This is a genomic window from Trebonia kvetii, from assembly GCF_007827045.1.
In the GTDB taxonomy this organism is placed as follows: Bacteria; Actinomycetota; Actinomycetes; order Streptosporangiales; family Streptosporangiaceae; genus Trebonia; species Trebonia kvetii.
Genome location: NZ_RPFW01000006.1, coordinates 506,422 through 528,462, shown reverse-complemented (window position 1 = coordinate 528,462; position 22,041 = coordinate 506,422). Strand labels below are relative to the sequence as shown.

The window sequence follows — 22,041 nt, the reverse complement described above, 5'->3', positions numbered from 1 at the left end:
CATGGACTCGATGAAGCGCGGGTACCGATGTCACAACATTTCCCGCGTTCATCCGTTCATGTAACACGGATGCGCCATTTCTTGCAATGAACTCTTTACTCGTTGCAGATTTTCAGTAATTTTTTGCAAGTCTTTGTCGCGGACACGCCATCTCACGCAAGCGGCCGATGCGATGAGAACATGCGGCCGACATGGGACCGACATGGGACCGCGCGGGGAGCGTCGTCAGGCGGGCAGGCTGAACGGCACGGTGACCGTGATGCTGTCGGGAAACCAGCGGGCTCCGCCCGAATGCAGCGGTGCCCCGCAGACCGTCTGCAGGTACCGCATCGGGGGGCCGAAGCCGGCGAGCGTGTCACTGACGGGGAATCCGTAGCTGTCCCGCATGACGTAGGTGAGTGTGCCCGTCCACCGTCCGTTCGCCAGCCTGCCGTGCCCGGTGACGGTCAGGCCCTGGGTGCCGCGAAACCCCCAGTACAGGTCGCTGCTCTCGGATTCGAACGCCACCATGGGCAGTTGCGCGGCCGGCAGGTTAACCCGCGTCAGGTCGGGACCGGCCCTGAGCCGGCTCAGGATGGCTTGCTGTACCTCGCGGTCGAGCGCGCGGAAGGCGCTGCTCGCACGGGCCTGCCTGGCGATCGCCGAACCCGGCGGGAAGGCCACCTTGGTGCCGTCCCCGGCAAGGAAGTGCGTCAGCAGGCCGGACGCGACGGGGAAGCCGTCGAGCGCGAACCCCGCGGCGATCTCCGCGCCGAGCGTCTTGTCTGCGGAGAACTTCGTCTTGTCGCAGACGGTCCCTGGTGCCTGGTCGTTCGTGTCCTGGCTTCCGTTGGGCAGCACCGGGTTCACCCCGGTGACCGTGAACGAGGGTGCCGCCGCGGCGGAGGCGGCAGGGTCGGAACTCGCGGGCGCGGAGCCGGCCGACGCGGACGTGACCGGCGCGGAGCCGGCCTGCGCGGTGCTGACCGTGGCCGTCGGCGCCTGTCCGGTGGCGTGCGACCCGCCAAGGCAGCCAGAAAGCATCGTGACCAGGCACGCGGCGGATGCGGCGGCGAGAATGAGGTGCTTCTGCTTGCGCGTCGGCATCTTATCGGGGCGTCGCATGACTTGAGCATGCCACGCCGCGGGCGTCGCGAATCCCGGCCCGCACCGGACGGCTCTTTTGCGGAGGCTCCCTCCCTTTTTTGGCCCGAAGGCGGAACAAGGCCACTCAACACACGGGTTGACCCATAGGTGGTTAACCTGATGCTGTCCTGGCAGCAGGCAGCAGTGCTGGCTGCCGGGCTCGGCGCAGCGGGGATGCTGCTCGTCCGGGCGGGACACACCGCGGGCGGCGCCGCCGGGCATGCACTGCAGGACGGCGACCGCACGCGCCTGCGCGAAGTGGCCGGACGGTGGGGCGCGCACGTGGGACCGTTCGCGCGCGAGGCCGGCGTCGTGATCGGGCTGTACGCCCTGTGGCAGCTGGCGGGCAATCTCGCCGCGGGCGGTTTCCACGATGCCATCGGGCACGCGTGGTGGATTTGGCACGCCGAACGGTCGCTTCACCTGCCGAGCGAGCTCGCGGTACAGCACCTGGTGCTGCCGCGCGCGCTGCTGTCCCGCATGGCGAACATGTACTACGCGACGATGCACTTCGGGATGCTGATCGCCATGCTGATCTGGCTGTTCGCCAGGCACCGCGACGGCTATCCCGCGGTCCGCAACGCGATGGCCGCGAGCACCGCGATCTGCCTGCTGGTCTCGCTCATCCCCGTCGCGCCGCCCCGGATGCTGAGCTCTCTCGGCTTCGTCGACCTCGCCGCGCGCTACGGCGAGTCCGTCTACTCCGTTGTCGGCTCCGCCGCGGGTGCCGATCAGCTGTCCGCGATGCCGTCGGTGCATGTGGCCTGGTCGCTCCTAGTGGCGTGGGCAATCGTCACCAGGGGCACGGGCCGCTGGCGCTGGCTGATCGTCGCGCATCCGGTCGTCACGGTGCTCGTCGTGGTCGCCACGGGCAACCACTACTGGGCCGACGGCATCGTCGCCGCGGCGATCGTCATGGCGGTGCTTTCGGTCCAGGCTCTGCTGACCGGTAGTGTCGGCAGGGCGAGGAAGCTACCTGGGGCGTAGGGATCCCCAGCTGGAGGCAGTGGTGAACCAGCAAGACCAGCAGGCCATCGACGAGTTGTTCCGGCATCTGTACCAGGTGGCGGAGCAGGCCGGGCCGCGTGACGACGCGGCGGAGGCACTGATTCAGCGCTACGTGAAGCAGGCGCCTCCCGGCCTCCTGTACCAGATGGCCCAGACGCTCGTCGCGCAGCAGCACACCATCAACGAGCTCCGCTCGCGGCTCGCCTCCGGCCAGCAGTACGGCGCGCCGGCCGGGTTCGCGCCGCCAGCGGGAGCGGGCTACCAGGGATACGGGCAGCCGGGCGGCTACTACCAGCAGCCGGTGCGGCAGGGCGGCGGCTTCCTGGCCGGCGCGGGCCAGCTCGCGCTCGGCATCGGCGGGGGCATCCTCGGTGCCGAGGTGCTTACCAGCATCTTCGACGGCGGCCTGTTCGGCGGCGACCGGGACAGGGACTTCGAGCAGGGCTACCAGGATGGCTTCGCTGCCGGGGATGACTACGGCGACCGTGACAACGATGGCGGCCAGGGTCCCGGTTACGACAACGACGGATACGACGACGGCGCGTTCGGCAACGACGGCTTCGACGACGGCGGATTCGACAGCGGCATCTTCTGATCGGTCAGCCGACTCAGCCGAGCGCGAGTGCGATGGCGTGCAGCGCGATGCCGACGCCCGCGCCCACCACGGTGCCGTTGATCCTGATGAACTGAAGGTCGCGCCCGAGCAGCAACTCGAGCTGCGTGGACGTCTCCGCGGCGTCCCAGCGTTTGATGGTCCCCGTGACCAGGTCGGCGAGCTCGTCGTGGAACTGGTCGGCGAGCGCCCGCGCCCACGACTCGACCACCCGCTCGAGACTCTCCTGCAGGCGGGGGTCTGAGCTGAGCCGCCGCCCGGCGGCCGTCAGGCCCGCTGCCAGCCGTCGCCGCAGCTCGGAGCCCGGATCGGCCGCCTGCACCCGCAGCGTTTCCTTGGTGTTCTTCCACAGCGACGAGGTCCACTCCCTGAGCCCGGGACTGGCCAGCAGGTCGCGCTTGAAGCTCTCGCCACGCTCGCGCATCTCCGGTGACGTCTTGAGGCGCTCGGGCAGTCCCGCGACCCACTTGTCGAACTGCTGCCTGGCCTCGTCGTCCGGATCGGCGGCCATCGCCGCGAGCCGCTCGCGCAGCCGCGCGTGCAACCGGTCGAAGGCGCGCCCGTAGACCGCGTCGGGCAGCCAGCGCGGCGCCTCGGCCTCGAACCTGTCGCGAAGCTCCTCGTAGTGATCGGCCAGATACCGATCGGCGGCGGAGACCGAGGCGTTGAACAGTTCGGCATGGTGCCCGCCCGCGATCATCACACCCACCGCGCGGCCGGCCAGCGGCGCCACCTCGACGGCTTGCAGCGCCCGGATGACCTCGGCGTTGAGCACCCGCTGCACGTCCTCGTCGCGGAGCGTTCCGGCGAGCGCCACCGCGATGTCGGCGGCGTGACCGGCGAAGCGGGCGGCACTGCCGGGGTCGGCCAGCCAGGCGGCGAGCCGCGGCGCGGGCCCCGCGGACCGGATGCGATCGGCGAGCACATCGGCGTTGAGGAAGTTCTCCTGAACGAACTGGCCGAGCGTCGCGGCGAACTGGTCCTTCCGCTCGACGATGACCGCCGTGTGCGGTATCGGCAGGCCGAGCGGACGGCGGAACAGCGCGGTGACCGCGAACCAGTCGGCGACACCGCCAACCATGGCTGCCTCAAAACCCGCCTGCACGTAACCAAGCAGTGTCCCGTGCACGCCGACCGCGGTCACCACAACGAATCCGACGGTGACCGCCCCGAGTAGTGCGGTGGCACGACGGCGGGCGGCGGCCAGGCGGCGCACCCGCATGTCCATGGACTCGCGTTCGAGTTTGGATACGGGTGAGGCGGACGTCGTGGCGGCAGGTTCCATCGGTTCCCCCGGTCAGTCCGCGGCGCTCTGCTTTCTCACCACGCTAGCCGGCCATGAAGCCTGGTAACTCCTTGGTTGCCACGCCGCCGGAGAAGCTGTGGTGCACCTCGGGATGAAGGCTGTGCGCCGGCGCGGACGGCCGCCAGTCGGCGAGCGGCACGAGACCGGGCTCGACCATTTTCCACTGGCCGAACCAGGACAGGATCTGGGCGTCCTCGCGCCAGCGGATGGAACCGAGGGCCCCGGTCATCAGTGCCTCGCCCTCGAGGGTGACGGCGCGCTGCTCGGCCAGTTCGTGCCCGGGCAGCCGGAGGCTGGAGATGGCGAGGTTGCTGCCGGCCGGCATCGCGTCGCGGAGCTCGGCCATGATCCGCTCCGGCTGGTCTTCGTCCTCGATGTGATGCAGGACCGCGAACAGCAGCAGCCCCACCGGCCGCCCGAAGTCGATCAGCGACCTGACGACGGGATCGCCGAGGATCTCCGCTGGCCTGCGGGCGTCGCCAAGGACGAAATCCGTGGTCCTGGCGTCGGCGAGCAGCGCCTTACTGTGCGTGTAAACGACCGGATCGTTGTCCACGTGAACGATGCGCGCGTCCGGGTAGATTTCATGCGCCACGTCGCTCACGTTGCCGTGAGTGGGCAGTCCCGACCCAATATCGAGAAACTGCGTAACACCCGCCTCAAGCACCAGGTAATGCACCACACGGCGCAGGAATTGCCGATTGGCAATGGCGCCAAGCGGGGCCATCGGCGCGAAACGCAGGACCTCGGCCAGGAATCCGCGATCGGCGCTTATTCGCCATTACGTCACAGGACGGATACGCAAACGACGCGTGCGCGCCGCGACAGCGGCGATTGGTATCGACGTGGCTCGCCGCCGCATGGCACTCTGAATTGAGGGACGCCAATTCAGGAGAGCGGGGCGATGGCGGCGCACGCATCAGGTCAGCCCGGCTGGCGGCGCCACGCATGGCTGGTTCCCGCGGCCCTCGTCGCCGTGCTGATCGGCCTGCTGTGCTGGGGAGCATGGGTCTACGGCTATGACCCGGCCTGGTTCACCGGTTCCCGTGCCTGGTGGCTGCCCGCACTCGAGACAAACCAAGACTGGACGATGCTCGCGGCGATGGCGCTGCTTGCTGCCAGCCTTAGTGCCTACTGGTGGCCGCGGCGGCGTCAGCAGCTTCCTATCGGACTCATCTCCGTGGTGGTGATGGTCCTGACGGCGGCGACTCTCGGACTCGCCTCGTACATTCCGTGCCGCGGGCGGGTGAGCACCACCGGCGTCGTGTTCTGGATACTCCAGCTTTACGTGGGGCAGCCGCCGAACATTTACCAGAGCGTGCAGCCGGAGACGGCAAAGGCACTCGCCTGCGGCGGTGCGCCGCCGCTCGCGCTGCAGCTCGGCCAGATCGCCGGCCTCGGCGCGACGCTGATCGGCGCGATCGCCTTCGGCGCGGTACTGTGGCGGCAGCCGCTTGGCAGGCTCCAGTCCCGGTTCGCGCGAGACGCGACGATCGTCACCGGCCTCAGCTCACTGACCATTCCCCTGCTCAAGCAGCTGACAGAGACGGCGCGCAGCCCGCGCGCGATCATCGTCATCGAACCGGAAGAGGATCATGCGCTGCTCGAGGAGGCAAGGCTCACCGGCGCCCGCGTCGTCATCGGCGACCCGTCCTCGACGCACTTGCTGCGCCCGATCATCTGCACCTGGCGCGGCTGCGCGCTTAACCATCTCTACGCGCTGCGGGACAATGTCCAGGACAACGAGAGGATCATCGACGCGGCCACCGGCATTCTCCGCCGTTACCAGGCGGTCCCCGACCGCCATCCGCATCTCGTCGCGCTCATCGACGACCCGAGGCACGCCGATCACTGGCGCGGCACGCACAGCGGAACATCGAGCGTGTGGTTCGAGGACGCGCTCAGCTCAGCCGAGGCGACAGCGCGCGGCGTCGTCTCCAGGGTCTTGCGCGCACAACCGAGACATCTGCTGGTCTGCGGTGACAGCACCCTGACGGTTGCCATCTTGCTCGAACTCGCGCGCCGGGCGTGGGAACAGGCCGAGCTCGTCAAGGCTGCCGCGATCGGCCGTGCCGCGGATCCGGCCACGCCGCCACCGTCCGACGAGCCCTCGCTGCTGCCGCTCGACCGGATCGCGCTGCTCGACCTGCGCGCACCCGACATCAAGCGCGAGTACCTCGCGTCCGCTCCGAAGGCGACACTCGAGTCGCTCCCCGCTGTCGTCGCCCACCCCGTCCGATGGCATGACCTTCTGCTGAAGACGCTTGACGCCATGGACCCGGCCCAGGCGCGGCAGACCGCCGTCATCATCACGGAGAGCCCGCCCGGCAGCGGAGTGCACGAAGCCGGGCGGGTCGCCAGGCTGCATCCGGAGACCCCGGTGTTCGTGCTCGCGCTCGCCGGGGCGGGCATGGACGGCGCGATCTTCGACCTCCTCCACCCGTTCGAGCACGGGCTGCTCGACGAGGGCGAGGTTCCCGAGGACACCTGGACCCGGGTGGCCAGGCACTGGCACGAGTGCTACCGGCTGAGCCATCCGCTGCCGGCTGGGCACCCGCAGAGCCCCGCCCGGCTGCCCTGGCCCGAACTCGACCCGTTCCTCAAGCAGGACAACATCCTCGAGCTCCGCTCGATCCTGTCCGCGGTCGCCGCGTGCGGCAGGCAGTGGGCTCCGGTCCACCTGGTGCCGCCGGGGAGCGTCATCGAGCTGAGCGAGGGGGACCTGGACGGCATCGCCATCGCCGAGCACACCCGCTGGCAGCAGCGCAGGCTCGCGGCCGGACGGCCTGGCGAGTTCGTCGTCCCCTGGGCGGAGTTGCCTGACCACATGCGGGACGGGATAAGAAGTCACCTGGTCTCCCAGCTCGCACAGCTCGAGGACGTGGGCTTCGTGCCGATCGTGCCGGCCGGCGGCCCGCCGGGAGCGGCCCGCTACGAGCGGGTCGGCCTGGTCCGGGCTAGCCAGCTGAGTGAGCCCCTGGCGTGGACCACGCACGCGGGCGAGCAGATGCACGGCTTCGCGGGCGACTGGCACGTGGTGGACGACAAGGGGAACATGCGGACCGTCTCCGACCCGGACTTCCAGGCGAGCCACGAGCCGGCCGGCGACGGCCGCTGGCGCCGGATCGGCGTATACCGGGCCTGGCAGGTGGAGCAGGCGGTGGTCATCAGGACCAAGGAGGGCAAGGCGACCGCGCAGCAGGGTGACTGGGTGGTCGAGGCGCCGACCGGCGAGCGCTGGCCGGTGCGGAACGAGCAGTTCGGCTGGAGCTACCGGCCGACCCCGGGTCAGCCGCGCCGGCCGGAACCGCCGGACCAGGCGATCGCGCCCGCGGCGACGAGCAGCAGCACCGCGCCGACGATCTCCTCGTAGAGCGTGGTCTTCACGTAGGGGACGGACCAGCTGTCCTTGAACCCGAACATGCCGACCTCGACATCGATGACGAGGGCAGCGACAGAGGCGACAAGGAGGCCCGCGCCGACAAGGACCGCGCCGAGGCGCCGGATGATGATGACAAGCAGCCCGATGAGGATCGCGACAATGCCCTGGATGAGGAAGAGCGGACCGATGGTCGGGATGTCCCGGTAGGGAAACTGCTGCCTGCCCCACAGGTACAGGTGGATGTATCCCGAGTACACGGTGCAGGCGGCGCCGCCGGCGATCAACAGCGTGACGATTGCACGGCCGGGGGCTGACGCGAGAGCCGACGGCCCGCGCAGCAGCACGTCAAGCCACCAGGGCCTGTCTCGGTACACCGTTTCTCCTGACAAGTTCCGCCTCCTCGCCGACCGCGAATGGCGGTCACCCTAGATGTCAGGGACACCCTTCTGAACGCTGCAACGCGCACCCTGGTTCAACCTCAGAGGAAACCCGAAGCTTTCTGCGGAAACCTTCATCGTCCGCGCCCGTGCCGCCCGCCCGGACTCAGCGGAGCAGCTGGCGGCTCGCGAGCGGAACGGCGAACCACAGACAGCAGAGCACGAGGGCGGTCAGCGCCGTGATGACGGCGCCCGCCAGCGCGCCGCCGACGTACCACGTCACGAGCAGCACCGCGGTGAGCACCGCCCCTCCGACGGCGGCCAGCCCAAGTATCGCCACGCCGTTGGCGAACCGCACCAGGCGCTCCTTCATGCCCTGACGGAAGACCAGCCGGTGGTAGGCGACCGGCGCGATCAGCAGGACGGTCGCCACCGCGGCGAGGACAACGCATGCCAGGTAAAGGTCCCGCTGGCCCGCGGTGAGCTTCGTGAACCTGGCGGTAAACGGCAGCGAAAGGAGGAAGCCGAAGAGCACCTGCACTCCGAGCCCCACCACCCGCAGTTCCTGTATCAGTTCGGCGGTATTGCGGTCGTCGCGCTGGGCGACAGTCTCGTCGCGCGACTCCCCGGCCTCGCCTGCCCCCACACTGACCACCTCCCGGTTGCCGAATTGCTGAGCTACCCCGGGGTGTCAGCAGTAAAACGATGGGTAGGCGCGGCCAATGGGAACGCTCAACACGACAACGACGCGCATGACACCAGCACCTGAGACGCGCATGACACCAGCACCTGAGCGGGTCGCCGCCGGCTGGCGGCCGGCCCGGCGCAGGCGGTTCACGAAGAACTCGCCGGCCGGCGAGGTAGTGCTCGCCTATCTGGACGCCAACACCGCCCGGCTCACCGCACTCGACTTGGCCGTGCGCAGGGAAAAGCCGGACGCCGTGCACCAGATGCGCGTGACAGCCCGCCGGCTGCGCGCGGTCCTCCAGGCCTACCCGACGATCCTCAGGGAGCCCGACACCAGGCACCTGCAAGGTGAGCTGAAGTGGCTCGGCGGGGTGCTCGGCGAGGCCCGCGACGCCGAGGTGCTCGCCGACAACCTGCATGCAGGGCTCGCCGCGGTGCCGACAGAGCTCGTGCTCGGTCCCGCGCAGGCGCGGATCACCATCCACTTCGCACCGATCGAGGCGAACGCGCGCAGGGAAGTGCTCGAGGCACTCGACTCCGAGCGGTACCGCGAGCTGCGCGCAGAACTCGGCCGGCTGCTCGACAGCCCGCCGCTCACCCCGGAGGCGGCAGAACCCGCGGGTACGGTGCTCACGCGCGCCGTGCGGAGCGCCACCCGGCGGGCGAACCGCCGCATGCGCCGTGCCCGCCGCGCGCCGGCCGGCCGGCCACGCGAGGTCGCGGTGCACGAGACGCGCAAGGCGGCCAAGCGCGCACGCTACGCCGCGGAGGTCGCCGAGCCCGCGCTCGGCAAGAAGCGCGGCAAGAAGGCGCACCGGTCCGTCAAGCGGATGAAAAACGTGCAGTCCGTACTCGGCGACCACCAGGACGCGGTGCTCGCCAGGGCGGTTGCCCGCGACATCGGCATACAGGCGCACCTGGCGGGCGAGAACGCCTTCAGCTTCGGCCTGCTGCACGAGCGCGCGCATCATCAGGCCCTCGACGCACGGACCCAGGCGCGCCGCGTGTGGCGGCGCGCCTGGAAGTCGCGTCTCTAGGCGCGGCCGACCACCCGCCAGCCTTCCGCGTAGTGCTCGCGGGCCTCGCTGGAGTACGGCACGGGCGAGACGGTGGCGCGCACCTCGACCTGCTTGTGCGGCCGCTCGACCGACGCCTTCTGCGAGCCGCCGTCCGGCTCGCCCCAGACCAGCGTGACCTCGGTGCCGACGTCGATCGACGGGTCGATGATGCCGAGCGACAGCTCCTTGCGCTCGTTGTGGCTGTAGCCGGTGAACAGCGACAGGCCGACCACCTTGCCGTCGAGCAGCAGCGCGTCGTAGTTCGACGAGGAGTAGTTCGAGATCGGCACGTCCAGGCCCTTGGCCGGGATCTCGTCGATGAACAGCGAGGCGGCGATGCGGCCCGCGTCCTCGCCGTTCCACGCCAGCGTCACCTTGCGCCGCTGCGACGGCTTGTCGAGCGCCTCGAGCGCCTCGCGGCCGATGAAGTCGTGGTCGAACCTGACCATGTGCCCGTAGCCGAGCTCGTAGGGCGTGAGGTAGTAGTCCTCGATGTTGGAGGAGACGAACGAGCCGCCGAGCGTGCCCGCGAAGCCCTCGTAGCCCTGCGCCGGCAGCCACTCACGGTATGCCTTGAGGTCATCGCCGGTGTAGATGGCGGGCAGCGGCGACGGGATCCAGCCGGACTCCAGGGTGTTGGACGCATACGCGCGGGAGCCGACCGGCGTGATGCCGAACTCCGCGCCCGCCTCCAGGATCGCGTCGCGGATCTCCAGGTACTCCTCGTACGGGCCCCACACCTCAAGGCCGGGCTGGCCGGACATGCCGTGGCGGAGCGCGTGCACCTTGCGGCCCTTGATGTTGATGTAGTCGGTGCGGAAGAACTTGATGTCCGCGATCGGGCCGCCGTTCAGCTTCTCGATCACCGCAGAGGCGTTCGGGCCCTGGATCTGGAAGCGGTACTGGGTCCTGGTGACGGCCTGACCCATCGGGCGCGACGGCGAGCGGTCGTCACGGACGAGCTCGACGTTCCAGTCGCCGGTCTCGACGTGGAACTGCACCCAGTTCACCGTCGGCACCCGGCCGACGAACTCGTACTCGTTCTCCTCGAGGTGGAACAGGATGCCGTCGCCGATCACGTGGCCGCTGTAGGTGACCGGCACGAACTGCTTGGCCATGTTCAGCGGGAAGTTCTTGAACGTGTTGATCCCGAGGTGGGAGATCAGCTTCAGCGCGTCCGGGCCCTTGATGTACACGTTCGCCATGTGGTGCGTCTGGTCGAACAGCACCGCGGTCTTCTGCCACGCGACCTGCTCGGCCTTCCAGTTGGAGAACTCGGTTGGGACGACCGGATAGACGTAAGCGCCCTCCTGGGAGTTCCGCAGCAGCTCGACGGGGTTCACCGTCTGCAGCAGATCCTCAAGGCTTCGCTGCGTCATATGGTTTGCCTACCTTCCTCGTTACCACGTGCTGTCTCGGCCAGTCAGTACGGGGTCCAGCCGACGGCCCGATGACCATGATGTACCTAGTCGGGCACCTTGTCCCTGTTGCGCGGACCCACATTTGGGTCGGCCCTATGGTTCCCGGCAACAGTCCGAGGACGCCCTCTCTTGGAGGCCTACCTCGCAGGTAGGGCGGGTAACCGGCTCCGGTCAGGTCCCCGGTTGGACGTCAGGCGAGTTCACGATCGTGGCAGACCACAAAGGCCGCGTGCTGGCCGCGCGGCCCCTCGATGCGGTATGCCTATCGAGTCGCTAGGCAATGACCGAGCAGAGGAGCTGTCACACATGGAGACTTGGGACGCCATCCGCGCCCGGCGCAACGTGCGGACCTACCGCACGGACCCGATCCCCGCCGCCGACCTGGACCGCATCGCCGAAGCCGGCTGGCGCGCACCCTCGGCGAGCAACCGGCAGCACTGGAACTTCATCGTCGTCACCGACCGGGAGCAGCTGCAGAAGCTGTCGACCGTCTGGCAGGGCGCGCGGCACATCGCGGGCGCCGCCGCCGCGATCGCGCTCGTCATTCCGCAGCCGCAGGACGAACGCATGAAGGTCGTCGACCAGTACGACCTCGGCCAGGCCACATACGCGATGATGCTCGCCGCGACCGACCTCGGCGTCGGCACCGGCCACTCCTCGGTCGGCGACCAGGCGGCGGCCCGCGCGATACTCGGCGTCCCCGACGACCACGACGTGGCCTTCATGATCGGCCTCGGCTACCCGGCGGACCGGCCCTTGACCCCGGTGCTCAAGCCGAATCGCCTCCCCTTCGACGAGGTCGTCCGCCACGGAAGCTGGTAGGGGATCGGGCGGAGCCACGAACCCGTTCGGGATGATCTAGATCTTCCATCCAAACGGGTTCGGCCTACTTCTGGCTGCCTGGCCTTATCCCTAGGTCGGCGAGCGCCAGCCGGGCCGCGTGATAACCGCCCATGCCGTGCACGCCAGCGCCGGGCGGCGTGCTACCCGAGCACAGGTACACGCCGGGCAGCGGGGTCCGCCACGGGTGCGCGGACAGCACCGGCCGGCTGACGAACTGCGACAGGCCCGAGTATCCGCCTGCGATGTCGCCGCCGACCAGGTTCTCGTTGTGCCGCTCCATGGCGGCGGTGTCGTGCGAGGTCCGCGCGATGATCAAGTCGCGGAAGCCGGGTGCGAACCGCTCGACCTGGTTCTCGATCGCGGCGGTCATGTCGGCGGCCGACCCGTTGGGCACATGACAGTAGGCCCAGAGGATGTGGCGGCCGTCCGGGGCGCGTGACGGGTCGGCGGCGCATGGCTGCACTGCGAGGACGTACGGACGCTCCGGTATCCGTCCGGCCGCGACCTCGGCCTCACCGCGGGCGATCTCGTCGAGTGTGCCGCCGAGATGGACGGTGGCCGCGCCCGCCACCGCGGGGTCGCGCCACGGCACCGGGCCGGACAGTGCCCAGTCCATCTTGAACACGCCGGGCCCGTACCGGTACGAGCGCAGGCCGCGCGCGTAGCGGGCGGGAAGACGCTCGCCGCACACGCCGAGAACCTGCCGCGGCGTCAGGTCGAGCAGGATGATCCCCGCGCGCGGCACGTCGGCGAGGTCCTTGACCGGGCGCCCGGTCTCCGCGACGCCGCCGCGCTCTTCGAATCGTGTGACGAGGGCCGCGGCGAGCCGCGCCGAGCCGCCCCTGACGACCGGCCAGCCCACCTGGTGCGCGAGCGCGGCGAGCAGCAGCCCGTACCCGCCGGTGATCGGCCGGCGCAGGTCGACCATGGAATGCGCGGCCATGCCCGCGAGCACCGCACGGCCGCGCTCGCCGCCGAACAGCGTCCGGGCGAGCAAGGTCGCCGGCAGCCCGCCGAACATCCCGTACCTGACGAGCCGCAGCGGCGCCCGGGGCACCGACAGCGGTGAGAGCAGGCTGTCCGCGAGCCCGAAGCCGCCGCGTGCCGCCGCGCCGACGGTCTCCCGCCAGGCGCGGGCGTCCCGGCGCGAGCCGAGTCCGTCCGCGGTCTGCGCCACGTCCCTGTGCACGAGGACGGCCTGCTGTCCGTCGAGCGGGTGCGCCGCCTGCACCGCAGGGAACGACCACTCGACGGGCAGGTCAAGGTCGCGGAACGCGGCCGAGGCCCTGGCCAGCGGCAGCACGGTGGCGCACCAGTCGTGGGTGAACCCGTCGAGCCCGGTCAGCTGCCCGCTGCGCAGGCCGCCGCCGAACTCCTCGGCCGCCTCGACGAGCAGCACGCGGAGGCCGGCCTCGGCGAGCGTGACCGCGCCGATCAGCCCGTTCGGCCCCGACCCGACGACAACCGCGTCAAATCCGTCCGCTGCGCTCACTAGTGCACGTCCTTTCCCGACACGAGCATTACACCGTCACCGGTGCACCTCGTGACAGGGTGCTGGCCACACCAGGAGGCGTGGTGGCGGACGCCGCCTGGCGTCAGGCGCTGCCTGCCACCGGGGGGACGACCCCCCCAGACCCCCCCGAGGCTGTCGCCGAGAGAAGCGGGCGGCGGCCGCCGTATATGACGAAGTCCAGTTCTTTCCAGAACACGTCCACGCCCTCGAAGCCCGCCGCGCGCAGAAAACCGACCTGCGGTTCGAGCGGGATCATGTAACGGACGTGGTTCGCGTGGCGGAACTTCTCCTCGTCGTTCATGTGATGACGCCGGTGGTGCGCCTCGGGATCGCGCCGGTCGCCGGCCCGCAGCCACGCCTCCTCGACCACCGGGTCCGGCGGCTTGACCGGGTCGTAGTTGAGGTACCAGCCGCCTGGCGCGAGCTGCGCGTGGATCTCCGCGAACAGCGACTGCTTCCGTTCGTCGTTGAGGTGGTGGACGGACAGCGAGCTGATCACGGCGTCCACCCGCGCCGGGATGCCGGCGGGCCAGTCGCCCGCCGCGGTCAGGTCGAACTCCACGTAGCTGTAGCGGCCGGCGTAGGGCTCGAGCTCGGTCTCGCCCTGCGCCATCATCTGCGGCGAGAAGTCGGCGAGGATGGCATGCGCGGCCGAGTAGTGGTCGAGGATGGTCCTCGCGGCGGCGCCCGTGCCCGCGCCGAGGTCCACGAACGTGAAGGGCTCGTCGCCGGCGAACGGCAGCAGCTGGGCCATCAGGACGCGGCGCTCGGCATCGCGCCGTGCCCTGTCGTCCTTACGCGACCGCCAGAAATTTACCCCGATGTCCGACTTCCAGATGGCGGCGTTGGTGTCCTCGCTGGCGGCTGCGTCGTCGGTGTCCGGCATGCCACCGATGTTAGTGCCGCCGGCCGGATCAGCGAGGACCGCGGAGTGCGCCGGGAGAGAACGGCTGCTACCCGAGGTCCAGGTTCTTCCTGAGCTGCGGGGCGGCGACGCCGCGCCGGTCCAGTTCGGCCCGCTGGGCCGGAGTCGCGCTCATCGCGGGCAGCCAGGTGATGCTCCACGCCGACGCCTCGGTCTTGGCCGCGTTCCAGACGTCGTAGCCGACCCCCGCGAAGGACTGGGAGACGCCGCTGCTCAGACCGTAGCCGCCGGACCCGAGGATCGCGACCACGGTGAAGAGGGACGCCCACACCTGGCTGATGCCGCTGAGGTTCGCGATGATCAGGGCGAGCAGCCCGCCGAGCGCGACGACCGCGATCACCACGATGGGCCAGAACCGGCGCAGGATGGAGATGGTTATCAGCCGCGCCGCCCGCACCATCGAGGAGGCCGCCTGTACCCAGGCGCTCATGCTCGGCTGCACGGTGACCCCAGTATCGCCGGTGAGCACAGACCGCCAGATCCACCCTTGGACGCGTAGCGCCGCGAGCACCGTGCCCGCGTTCTCCGACCAGGCGTCCGCGTTCGCCGAACCGATCCGCGCGGTGTTGACGTCGATCCAGTCGGCCCAGTTGCTGAGCGACCTGGACACGATCGTGGCCGACCCGGCGGGAAGCTGCTGGCCTGCGCCGCTGAGCAGCGTCTGCACGGTGGACAGGTGCGTGCGGGAGAAGAGCCCGAACAGCGCGCTTGGCCTGGCGGCCGGCGCCTCAAGGCCGGAACCTTCGGCGCGTGGCACCCAGGTGAGGTCGCTGAGCGAGAGGCCGAGCTGGTAGGCGCTGAGCCGCTCGGGATCGGCTGCGAACTCGTCGAGGATAGCCTGGTTCAGGCCGGCGACCGCGGCGAGCAGGTCGGTCTCGGAGAAGGGCGCCTCGACGACGGCCGCCGCGGCAGCCTGCATGGCGGCCACGTCGTCGGCCTGCTCGGCCGCGGTCGCCGTGGCCAGGTTCTCCGCCTCCACCGCGGCCTTCTTCTTGTCCGTCTGCGCGGTGACAAGCGCGAGGGGGGCAGCCAGCCCGGGGAAGAACTGCAGGAGCTCGGCAAGCTGGGCGGCGAGGAAGACAAGCTTCGGATCCGCCTCCAGGTCCGCCACCAGCGGCAGTTGCGTGTCTGGGTCGAAGGGCGGCTGGCGCATCGCGTCGCTCACCCGTCGCCTGGGGTCGAACAGCTCGGCCATCGTCCAGCCGAGCGCGAAGACCGCGCCTGCGGGCTGCATGGCCCGGAGCAGCGCGGGTGGAACCGGTTCCGGCACGAGGCCGACGGGGACGTTAGCGCCCTCGGTGCTTACCGACATGTGCGGAGACTAGCCGTTTTCCGGCGATCAAAACGCTCATTTCATGGCAACTCACCCAGCATTAATGATCATGTGCATTCTCGGCGAATAAAGAGCGAATTGACGTTGCCTGACTGGCGTCGCACCGATCCGCTTTCCGCCTGGCCACGCGCTGTAAACGAACCGGTTTCCGCGACCGGGCACTCTCCGCTCCGGCTGACCGCGCGTAAACGGCGACGTATCGTGTAGATGAGCGGTGACGCGGGCACACCGTGCGGTAGGCCCGTGACCCCACACCCCTAAGTCCCCCAAGGAGACGGATGCCTGAGCAGCTGGCGCTGCACCGCGCTCACGATGTCAAGGTCACGCCATGACCGAGCTGGCGAGCACCATGACCCCGCGCGAGATCGCTGGCCAGGCGGCGCACGCGATCGCGGTGCTTAACGAGCTCACGCATGGCGGTGGCGAGCTTTCCAACCTGAGCGATGTCCGCGACATCGTCGCCAGCCTCGAGCTGATCGGCCACGAGCTGCCGCAGCTGTGCGAGCAGCTGGCCAGGTTCCTTGTTGTCCAGCACGAGGACGGGCAGCTCGGTTGCGAGGCCGGCGTGGACGCCGATGAATCCGTGACAGAGGTGATCGAGGCGCTGGCGGCGGCCGGCCAGGCCGCGGACATGATGACCGCGGCACTGACCGAGGCGCGCGCCGCGTCCTCGCTCTTCACGCCCTAGCGCGGCAGGCCAGGCCCCGGCCGCAGAGCGCCGCGCCCGGGATCTTCAGCGCTTCCCCAGCCACAGTGGCATTTCACAGGCTGCTCAGAAGTTGCGCTTTCACTCATAGGCGGCGTGCAAGTCCGGGGCAGCGGCGGCACAGACCCGGTTCGCACACTCGGGGCCATGAGTGAGACACCTCAAGTAGATATCGTCGTTCCAGTCAAGAACGAAGAGCGCGACCTCGCGCCTGGCGTCATGCGGCTCGTCGCGTACCTGCGCGAGGACTTCCCGTTCACCGCCCGCGTCACCATCGCGGACAACGGAAGCACCGATGGCACCTGGCCGGAAGCCTGCGCGCTCGAGGCCATGTTCCCCGAGGTGCGCGCCGTCCACCTCGACATGCCAGGCCGCGGCCGGGCGCTGCACCAGATCTGGTCGTCGTCGGACGCGGAAGTGCTCGCGTACATGGACGTGGACCTGTCCACGGACCTGAACGCGCTGCTTCCGCTCGTCGCACCGCTGCTGTCCTGCCACAGCGACATCGCCATCGGCACCAGGCTCGCCAAGGGATCACGAGTCATCCGCGGGCTCAAGCGCGAAGTCATCTCCCGCTGTTACAACCTGCTGCTGCACACCACGCTCGGGGTCGGCTTCACCGACGCCCAGTGCGGATTCAAGGCGATCCGCGCCGATCAGGCGAGGGAACTGCTGCCGCTCGTCGAGGACAGGGGCTGGTTCTTCGACACGGAACTGCTCGTGCTCGCCGAGCGGGCCGGGCTGCGCATCCACGAGATTCCGGTCGACTGGACCGACGACCCGGACTCGCGGGTGGACATCGTCGCCACCGCCCTCGGCGACCTGCGCGGCATCCGCCGGATCGGCACCGGTCTCGCGCGGGGCACGATCAAGGTGCCACTGCTCCGGGCGAGCGGCCTGGCTCGCGAGCGCGGGCTCGCCTGGCAGGTACCACGATTCGCGGTCATCGGCCTGGCATCAACGCTGGCCTACATCCTGATCTTCGTCGCACTGCGCGGGCCGATGGGCGCGCTCGGCGCCAACGCGCTGAGCCTGCTGCTGACCGCGATCGGCAACACGGCGGCGAACCGGCGGCTCACCTTCGGGGTCACCGGCCGGGCCGGGGCAGCCAGGCACCATTTCCGCGGCCTGCTCGCGTTTGGCGCCGGCCTTGTCATCACGTCGGGCTCGCTGCTGTGCCTGCACGCGGTCACCGGCAAGCCGGGGGACTTCGCCGAGATCGCCGTGCTTGTCGTGGCCAACCTCGTCGCGACCGCGCTCCGGTTCGCCCTGTACCGGGGCTGGGTGTTCGGCGAGGACGTCGCCGAACCCGTCGTGGCCCGCGCGGCCGCCCCTATGCCGAGTCACTCCCTTGGAGGTACCCGATGAGCACAGCGACCGCCCCCGCCTTCCCCGCCGCGCACCGACCTCAGGCGTCCGCGGGCAGGCTCAGCAGGCTCTGGCGCGGGTCAGCACAGGACCCGCGGTGGGCGCGCCCCGCGCTGCTCGGCCTGCTCGCCTGCACCGCGCTGCTCTACCTGTGGGACCTGAGCAGGAACGGCTACGCCAACGACTTCTACGCGGCCGCCGTGCAGGCCGGCACGCGGTCATGGAAGGCGTTCTTCTTCGGCTCCTTCGACTCCTCCAGCTTCATCACGGTGGACAAGACGCCCGCCTCGCTGTGGGTGGACGAGCTGTCCGGACGGATATTCGGCTTCAGCTCGTGGTCGCTGCTCGCGCCGCAGGCGATCGAGGGCATGCTGTCGGTGCTCGTGCTGTTCGCCGCGGTGCGCCGCTGGTTCGGCCCAGGCGCCGGCCTCATCGCGGGCGCCGTGCTCGCGCTCACACCGGCCGCCGCGCTGATCTTCCGGTTCAACAACCCGGACGCGCTGCTCGTGCTGCTGATGACGGTTGCCGGCTACTGCGTGCAGCGCGCGATCGAGCGGGACAGGACCCGCTGGCTCGTGCTGGCCGGCGTGGTGATCGGCTTCGCGTTCCTCACCAAGATGATGCAGGCCTTCCTCGTGGTGCCCGGGTTCGGGTTGGCGTACCTGTGGGCGGGCCCTGCCCGGCTGCGCCGCCGGATCTGGCAGCTGCTCGCCGCGCTCGGCGGCCTGATCGCCGGGGCCGGCTGGTGGGTGGCGATCGCCGAGCTGATCCCGGCCGCCGACCGCCCGTACTTCGGCGGGTCAACCAACAACAACATCCTCGAGCTCGCACTCGGCTACAACGGCCTCGGGCGGCTCAGCGGCAGCGAAACCGGTTCGATCGGCGGCGGAGGCAACGGCGGCGGCAGCGCCTTCGGCGGCTCGACCGGGCTGCTGCGGCTATTCGGCTCGGAGTTCGGCGGTCAGGTCAGCTGGCTGCTCCCCGCGGCGCTGCTGTCACTCGGCGCGCTGCTCTGGGTGTCGCGCCGCGCTGCCCGCACCTCGCGGACCCGGGCCTTCGCCCTCGTCTGGGGCGGCTGGCTGGTGGTGACCGGGCTGTGCTTCAGCTACATGCAGGGAATCATCCACCCGTACTACATGGTGGCGCTCGCACCCGCGATCGGCGCGCTCGTCGGCGTCGGCGCCATGTCGCTCTGGCAGGCCAGGCTGTCCCTCGCCGGCCGGATCTGCGCGGGGGTCGGCGTGCTCGGCTCGGGAATCTGGGCCTACCTTCTGCTCAACAGGACGCCCGAGTGGCTGCCCTGGCTGCGGTGGACCGTCCTGCTGGCCGGCCTGCTCGGCGCGGCGGCCGTGTTCGCCGTCCCCGTGCTGCTGCGCGGCCCGGCCAAGGGGATGCGGCTGCTCGGGTTCGCGCCGCTGGCGCTCGCCCTGGTGGCGGGCCTCGGCGGGCCGCTCGCCTATTCGCTCGATACCGCTAACACCACGCACACCGGCTCCCTCCCGACTGCGGGGCCGACGGTGGCCGGATCGTTCGGCGGTCCTGGCGGTGCGGGCGGCCCGGGCGGCGGTACGGGCGGTCCTGGCGGCGGCTTCGGCGCTCGCACCGGAACGGGGACGGGCACCGGCACCGGAACCGGCACCAGCCGATTCCCCGGCGGTGCCCCGGGCGGGGGCAGCGGCACCTCCCCCGGCGGAACCGGTTCGAGCACCGGGACCGGCGCCAAGACAGGCACCGGCGCGGGAACCTTCCCCGAGGGCATGCGCGGCGGCCTCGGCGGCGCGGGCGGCGGGATGGGCGGCCTGTCGGGCAGCACCCAAGTCAGCAGCGCGCTGGTCAAGCTGCTCGAGCAGGACGCGCCGAAGTACAAGTGGATCGCCGCGACCGTGGGCACCCAGTCGGCCGCACCGATCGAGCTGGCCACCGGCGGCGACGCCGTGCTGGCGATTGGCGGCTTCAACGGGACCGACCCGTCGCCCACGCTGGCGCAGTTCGAAGCGCTCGTCGCCAAGGGCGAGATCCACTACTACGTGGGCGAGAGCGGCAACACCTTCGGCGGTGGGACCGGCTCGTCGTCGATCGCCTCCTGGGTGGCCGCCCACTTCAAGTCGCAGACTGTCGGCGGCGTCACGGTCTACAACCTCACCGTGAAGAAGTAACCGCCATCCCGGTGCCCCGCGGCCACCAGCCGCGGGGCACCGGTGCGCCGCCACGGCGCGCAACCGCGGTGGTTCCAGGTACGCGTCATTATGGTCAAGCCGACCGCACTGGTCTCTATGGCCCGGATAACCTCATCACGCGCAACACTGACAAGCGTTGGGATCTTTGAATCTTGAGAACTTACTCACCGTGGGAAGAAGAGCTGTCCGATCCCGGCTCAGGTCCCGCGGACGTCACTGAGACGCAGCAGCTCGATTTCTTCGCCGCCGTTTTCGCGGAGCAGGACGCCCGATCGCACGCCAGGCGGGGCACGGCGGCGCCCCGCGCACTGCCAGCGCTGCTGTCAAGGCTCATGTCCGGGCAGCTGGCCAGGTTCCTCGCCATCGGCGTGGCGTCCACCCTCGCCTACATGTTGCTCTACCTGGCACTCAGCTACGTCATGCCGGCACTCGACGCCAACGCGTTGAGCCTGCTCATTACGGCGGTCGCCAATACGGCGGCGAACCGCCGGCTGACGTTCGGCGTCCGCGGCTCGGCTGGGGCGGCGCGCCACCAGGTGCAGGGTCTGATCGCCTTCGCGGCGGGCCTGCTGATCACGTCGGGCGCCCTCTGGTCGCTGCACCGGCTGTCGGCCACGCCGGGCAAGGCGGCAGAACTCACCGTTCTCGTCGTAGCGAACCTGGTCGCGACCGCGGTCCGGTTCCTGCTCTACCGGCTGTGGGTATTCGGCGGCGCCACGCCGCCCGCGGCCGAACGCTCCTGAACGGCACACGGTGACCGCGGCGCGGCGGCTCCCCGCCCGCACTGAGCCGCGGGCTCGGGAACTGTCTCGCGGGTTCGGCAGGCGGTCAGCCGATGAGCACCGGCGCGAAGGACGTCCAGGTGCGGCCGGAGTCCGTCGTCGCGTACAGCGCCGGAGGGGTGCCGCCCTGGGCGTCGCCCGCTTGAGTCCATTCGATGCCGTCTCGCGGGTTGGCGAAGTCGACGCTGGCGCCGAGCTGCGTGAAGTGCCTGCCCTGCGGAACGGGCGACCAGGTCGTGCCGCCGTTGTCCGTCGTGTAGAAGACCCGGCCGAGCGCCGCCTGTGAGCCCATCGCGACCAGCAGGCCGTCCGTCGGCGTGAAGAAGCTGACCTGCGGATACTGCCCTGCGCCGGAGGGCAGCTCGACTGGCTGCCAGGCCTGGCCGAGATCACTGGTTGCCACCAACGATGGTGCGGGGGACGTGCTCATCAGCGCGATCGTCACGAAGGCCGTTCCGCCGGAAAGCTGGGGGCCGAAGACCGTGCACCGGGCGCCGGGTGCCGTGCAACTGGCCGCGAGCGGCAGCGACTGGGGCCGCCAGGTGCCGCCGCCGTCGCTGCTCCGCACCAGGAACTCACCGGAGCGGCAGCCGACGTGCAGCCAGCCCGTCGTCGCGGTGGGGAAGGCAAGCCCGAGTTTCTGGCACATGTTGTTCGTGCCGCCGCTGCCCGGCGGTGCGGCGCTCGCGGCAGGCGCCCAGTGCCTGCCGTCGGTGGTCCGGTACAGCCAGGGCAGCGGATGACCGGCGCTGTCACCGCCGGTGTCTAGCAGCAGCCACCCACGGGTCGCGTCCGCGAACGTCATCTGGACCAGCGCGCCTGTCACCCGGAATGGTGCCGATTCCGTCCAGGTGCGGCCGCCGTCCGCGGTCGCGAAGACGGCGGTCGGGTCGTCCGCGGCATTCTCGCCCTGCGTGACCGCGCTCACCGCCAGGTAGGCGTACGCCGCGTCTGTCACGTCAAGCGCCGCGGAGGTGAACTTGGTGGCGAGCATCGCGCGGGCCGCCGTTGGCGTCACATCGGCCCAGGTGCGACCGCCGTCGCTGGTCCTTGCGAGCAGCTGAGCCGCGTTGGTTTTCGCTGGATCCTGGGTGAGGCCAAGCGCCCACCCACTGCTCGCCGAGGTCATTCGCACCGACGCGAGCCACAATGCCCGCGGCCGCTGACCCGGCGCGGCACTGGCCGGCGCCGTCGCCGTGGACACGGCGGTGGCTGCGCTCCCGGTGGCGGTCCCAGTGGCAGCGCTCCCGGTGGCGGCGGTCGACCCGGTGCCGGCCGAGCCTGCCGACGCGGCTGCCGACAGGCTGGACCCGCCGGGCGGAGTATCGCCGGCGTGTCCGCTCGCGCAGCCGGCGAGCACCAGGCCAGCGCCGACGAGGCTCACGACTGTCATCTTCCGCACGCTCATCACCATTTC

At 70.2% G+C, this 22,041-nt stretch carries 19 protein-coding genes; 9 read left to right on the top strand and 10 right to left on the bottom strand.

From position 1 onward, the window contains the following. Positions 1-225: 225 nt before the first annotated feature. Positions 226-1,104: a hypothetical protein gene (locus EAS64_RS31045; RefSeq protein WP_145858795.1), complete on the bottom strand. Its 879-nt coding sequence runs from the start codon at positions 1,102-1,104 to the stop codon at positions 226-228. A 129-nt stretch (positions 1,105-1,233) separates the two neighbouring features. Here EAS64_RS31045 and EAS64_RS31040 point away from each other — a divergent pair, with 129 nt between their 5' ends. Continuing rightward, the gene (locus EAS64_RS31040; protein WP_222849742.1) at positions 1,234-2,112 is read left to right on the top strand and encodes a phosphatase PAP2 family protein; all 879 of its coding nucleotides are present in this window, start codon (positions 1,234-1,236) and stop codon (positions 2,110-2,112) included. Between the two features lie 22 nt (positions 2,113-2,134). Next, positions 2,135-2,728, top strand: a complete 594-nt coding sequence (locus tag EAS64_RS31035; RefSeq protein WP_187366293.1) for a DUF2076 family protein — start codon at positions 2,135-2,137, stop codon at positions 2,726-2,728. Positions 2,729-2,741: 13 nt separating this feature from the next. On the opposite strand, the gene EAS64_RS31030 is transcribed toward EAS64_RS31035, so the two are convergent. Together EAS64_RS31030 and EAS64_RS31025 are read right to left on the bottom strand one after the other, a co-directional pair. Then, positions 2,742-4,031: a DUF445 domain-containing protein gene (locus EAS64_RS31030; protein ID WP_145858790.1), complete on the bottom strand. Its 1,290-nt coding sequence runs from the start codon at positions 4,029-4,031 to the stop codon at positions 2,742-2,744. A 43-nt stretch (positions 4,032-4,074) separates the two neighbouring features. Beyond that, positions 4,075-4,779 carry an SAM-dependent methyltransferase gene (locus tag EAS64_RS31025; RefSeq protein ID WP_145858789.1) on the bottom strand — a complete coding sequence of 235 codons (705 nt, stop codon included), beginning with the start codon at positions 4,777-4,779 and terminating at the stop codon, positions 4,075-4,077. Between the two features lie 177 nt (positions 4,780-4,956). Between EAS64_RS31025 and EAS64_RS31020 the strand changes: the two genes are divergently transcribed. Beyond that, positions 4,957-7,425 carry a Rossmann-fold NAD(P)-binding domain-containing protein gene (locus tag EAS64_RS31020; protein WP_145858787.1) on the top strand — a complete coding sequence of 823 codons (2,469 nt, stop codon included), beginning with the start codon at positions 4,957-4,959 and terminating at the stop codon, positions 7,423-7,425. Here the strand turns inward: EAS64_RS31020 and EAS64_RS31015 are convergent. Together EAS64_RS31015 and EAS64_RS31010 are read right to left on the bottom strand one after the other, a co-directional pair. After that, positions 7,341-7,808 carry a hypothetical protein gene (locus EAS64_RS31015; protein WP_145858785.1) on the bottom strand — a complete coding sequence of 156 codons (468 nt, stop codon included), beginning with the start codon at positions 7,806-7,808 and terminating at the stop codon, positions 7,341-7,343. The genes EAS64_RS31020 and EAS64_RS31015 overlap by 85 nt on opposite strands. 169 nt (positions 7,809-7,977) lie before the next feature. Next, a complete protein-coding gene (locus tag EAS64_RS31010; RefSeq protein WP_222849741.1) occupies positions 7,978-8,457 on the bottom strand; it encodes a DUF6328 family protein in 480 nt (159 codons plus the stop codon). 130 nt (positions 8,458-8,587) lie between these two features. On the opposite strand from EAS64_RS31010, the gene EAS64_RS31005 reads away from it, so the two are divergent. Further along, positions 8,588-9,535 (top strand): CHAD domain-containing protein, encoded by a 948-nt coding sequence (locus EAS64_RS31005; RefSeq protein ID WP_187366292.1) that lies wholly within the window; start codon positions 8,588-8,590, stop codon positions 9,533-9,535. On the opposite strand, the gene ligM is transcribed toward EAS64_RS31005, so the two are convergent. After that, the gene (ligM, locus tag EAS64_RS31000; protein ID WP_145858780.1) at positions 9,532-10,935 is read right to left on the bottom strand and encodes a vanillate/3-O-methylgallate O-demethylase; all 1,404 of its coding nucleotides are present in this window, start codon (positions 10,933-10,935) and stop codon (positions 9,532-9,534) included. The two genes, EAS64_RS31005 and ligM, sit on opposite strands and share 4 nt — an antisense overlap. A 348-nt stretch (positions 10,936-11,283) precedes the next feature. Between ligM and EAS64_RS30995 the strand changes: the two genes are divergently transcribed. Beyond that, the gene (locus EAS64_RS30995; RefSeq protein WP_145858778.1) at positions 11,284-11,799 is read left to right on the top strand and encodes a nitroreductase family protein; all 516 of its coding nucleotides are present in this window, start codon (positions 11,284-11,286) and stop codon (positions 11,797-11,799) included. A gap of 64 nt (positions 11,800-11,863) precedes the next feature. Here the strand turns inward: EAS64_RS30995 and EAS64_RS30990 are convergent, their stop codons facing one another. From EAS64_RS30990 to EAS64_RS30980, 3 genes are all read right to left on the bottom strand, one after another. Continuing rightward, entirely contained in the window at positions 11,864-13,312 is a 1,449-nt protein-coding gene (locus tag EAS64_RS30990; RefSeq protein WP_145858776.1) for a phytoene desaturase family protein, read from the bottom strand. 103 nt (positions 13,313-13,415) lie between these two features. Further along, entirely contained in the window at positions 13,416-14,219 is an 804-nt protein-coding gene (locus tag EAS64_RS30985; protein WP_145858774.1) for a class I SAM-dependent methyltransferase, read from the bottom strand. A 67-nt stretch (positions 14,220-14,286) separates the two neighbouring features. Beyond that, positions 14,287-15,570, bottom strand: coding sequence for a hypothetical protein (locus EAS64_RS30980; RefSeq protein ID WP_145858773.1), 1,284 nt, complete (start codon positions 15,568-15,570; stop codon positions 14,287-14,289). Between the two features lie 349 nt (positions 15,571-15,919). Here EAS64_RS30980 and EAS64_RS30975 point away from each other — a divergent pair, with 349 nt between their 5' ends. The 4 genes from EAS64_RS30975 to EAS64_RS30960 all read left to right on the top strand — a co-directional run bounded on the left by EAS64_RS30975 (position 15,920) and on the right by EAS64_RS30960 (position 20,585). Continuing rightward, entirely contained in the window at positions 15,920-16,279 is a 360-nt protein-coding gene (locus tag EAS64_RS30975) for a hypothetical protein (RefSeq protein WP_145858771.1), read from the top strand. 165 nt (positions 16,280-16,444) lie between these two features. After that, positions 16,445-17,665, top strand: coding sequence for a glycosyltransferase (locus EAS64_RS30970; RefSeq protein WP_145858770.1), 1,221 nt, complete (start codon positions 16,445-16,447; stop codon positions 17,663-17,665). Then, positions 17,662-19,821 carry an ArnT family glycosyltransferase gene (locus tag EAS64_RS46925; protein WP_145858769.1) on the top strand — a complete coding sequence of 720 codons (2,160 nt, stop codon included), beginning with the start codon at positions 17,662-17,664 and terminating at the stop codon, positions 19,819-19,821. Before EAS64_RS30970 ends, EAS64_RS46925 begins: the two co-directional genes overlap by 4 nt. Before the next feature lie 173 nt (positions 19,822-19,994). Beyond that, complete coding sequence (locus EAS64_RS30960; RefSeq protein ID WP_222849740.1) at positions 19,995-20,585, top strand: GtrA family protein; 591 nt, start codon at positions 19,995-19,997, stop codon at positions 20,583-20,585. Positions 20,586-20,670: 85 nt separating this feature from the next. Here the strand turns inward: EAS64_RS30960 and EAS64_RS30955 are convergent, their stop codons facing one another. Then, positions 20,671-22,017: a WD40/YVTN/BNR-like repeat-containing protein gene (locus EAS64_RS30955; protein ID WP_145858767.1), complete on the bottom strand. Its 1,347-nt coding sequence runs from the start codon at positions 22,015-22,017 to the stop codon at positions 20,671-20,673. Positions 22,018-22,041: the final 24 nt, after the last annotated feature.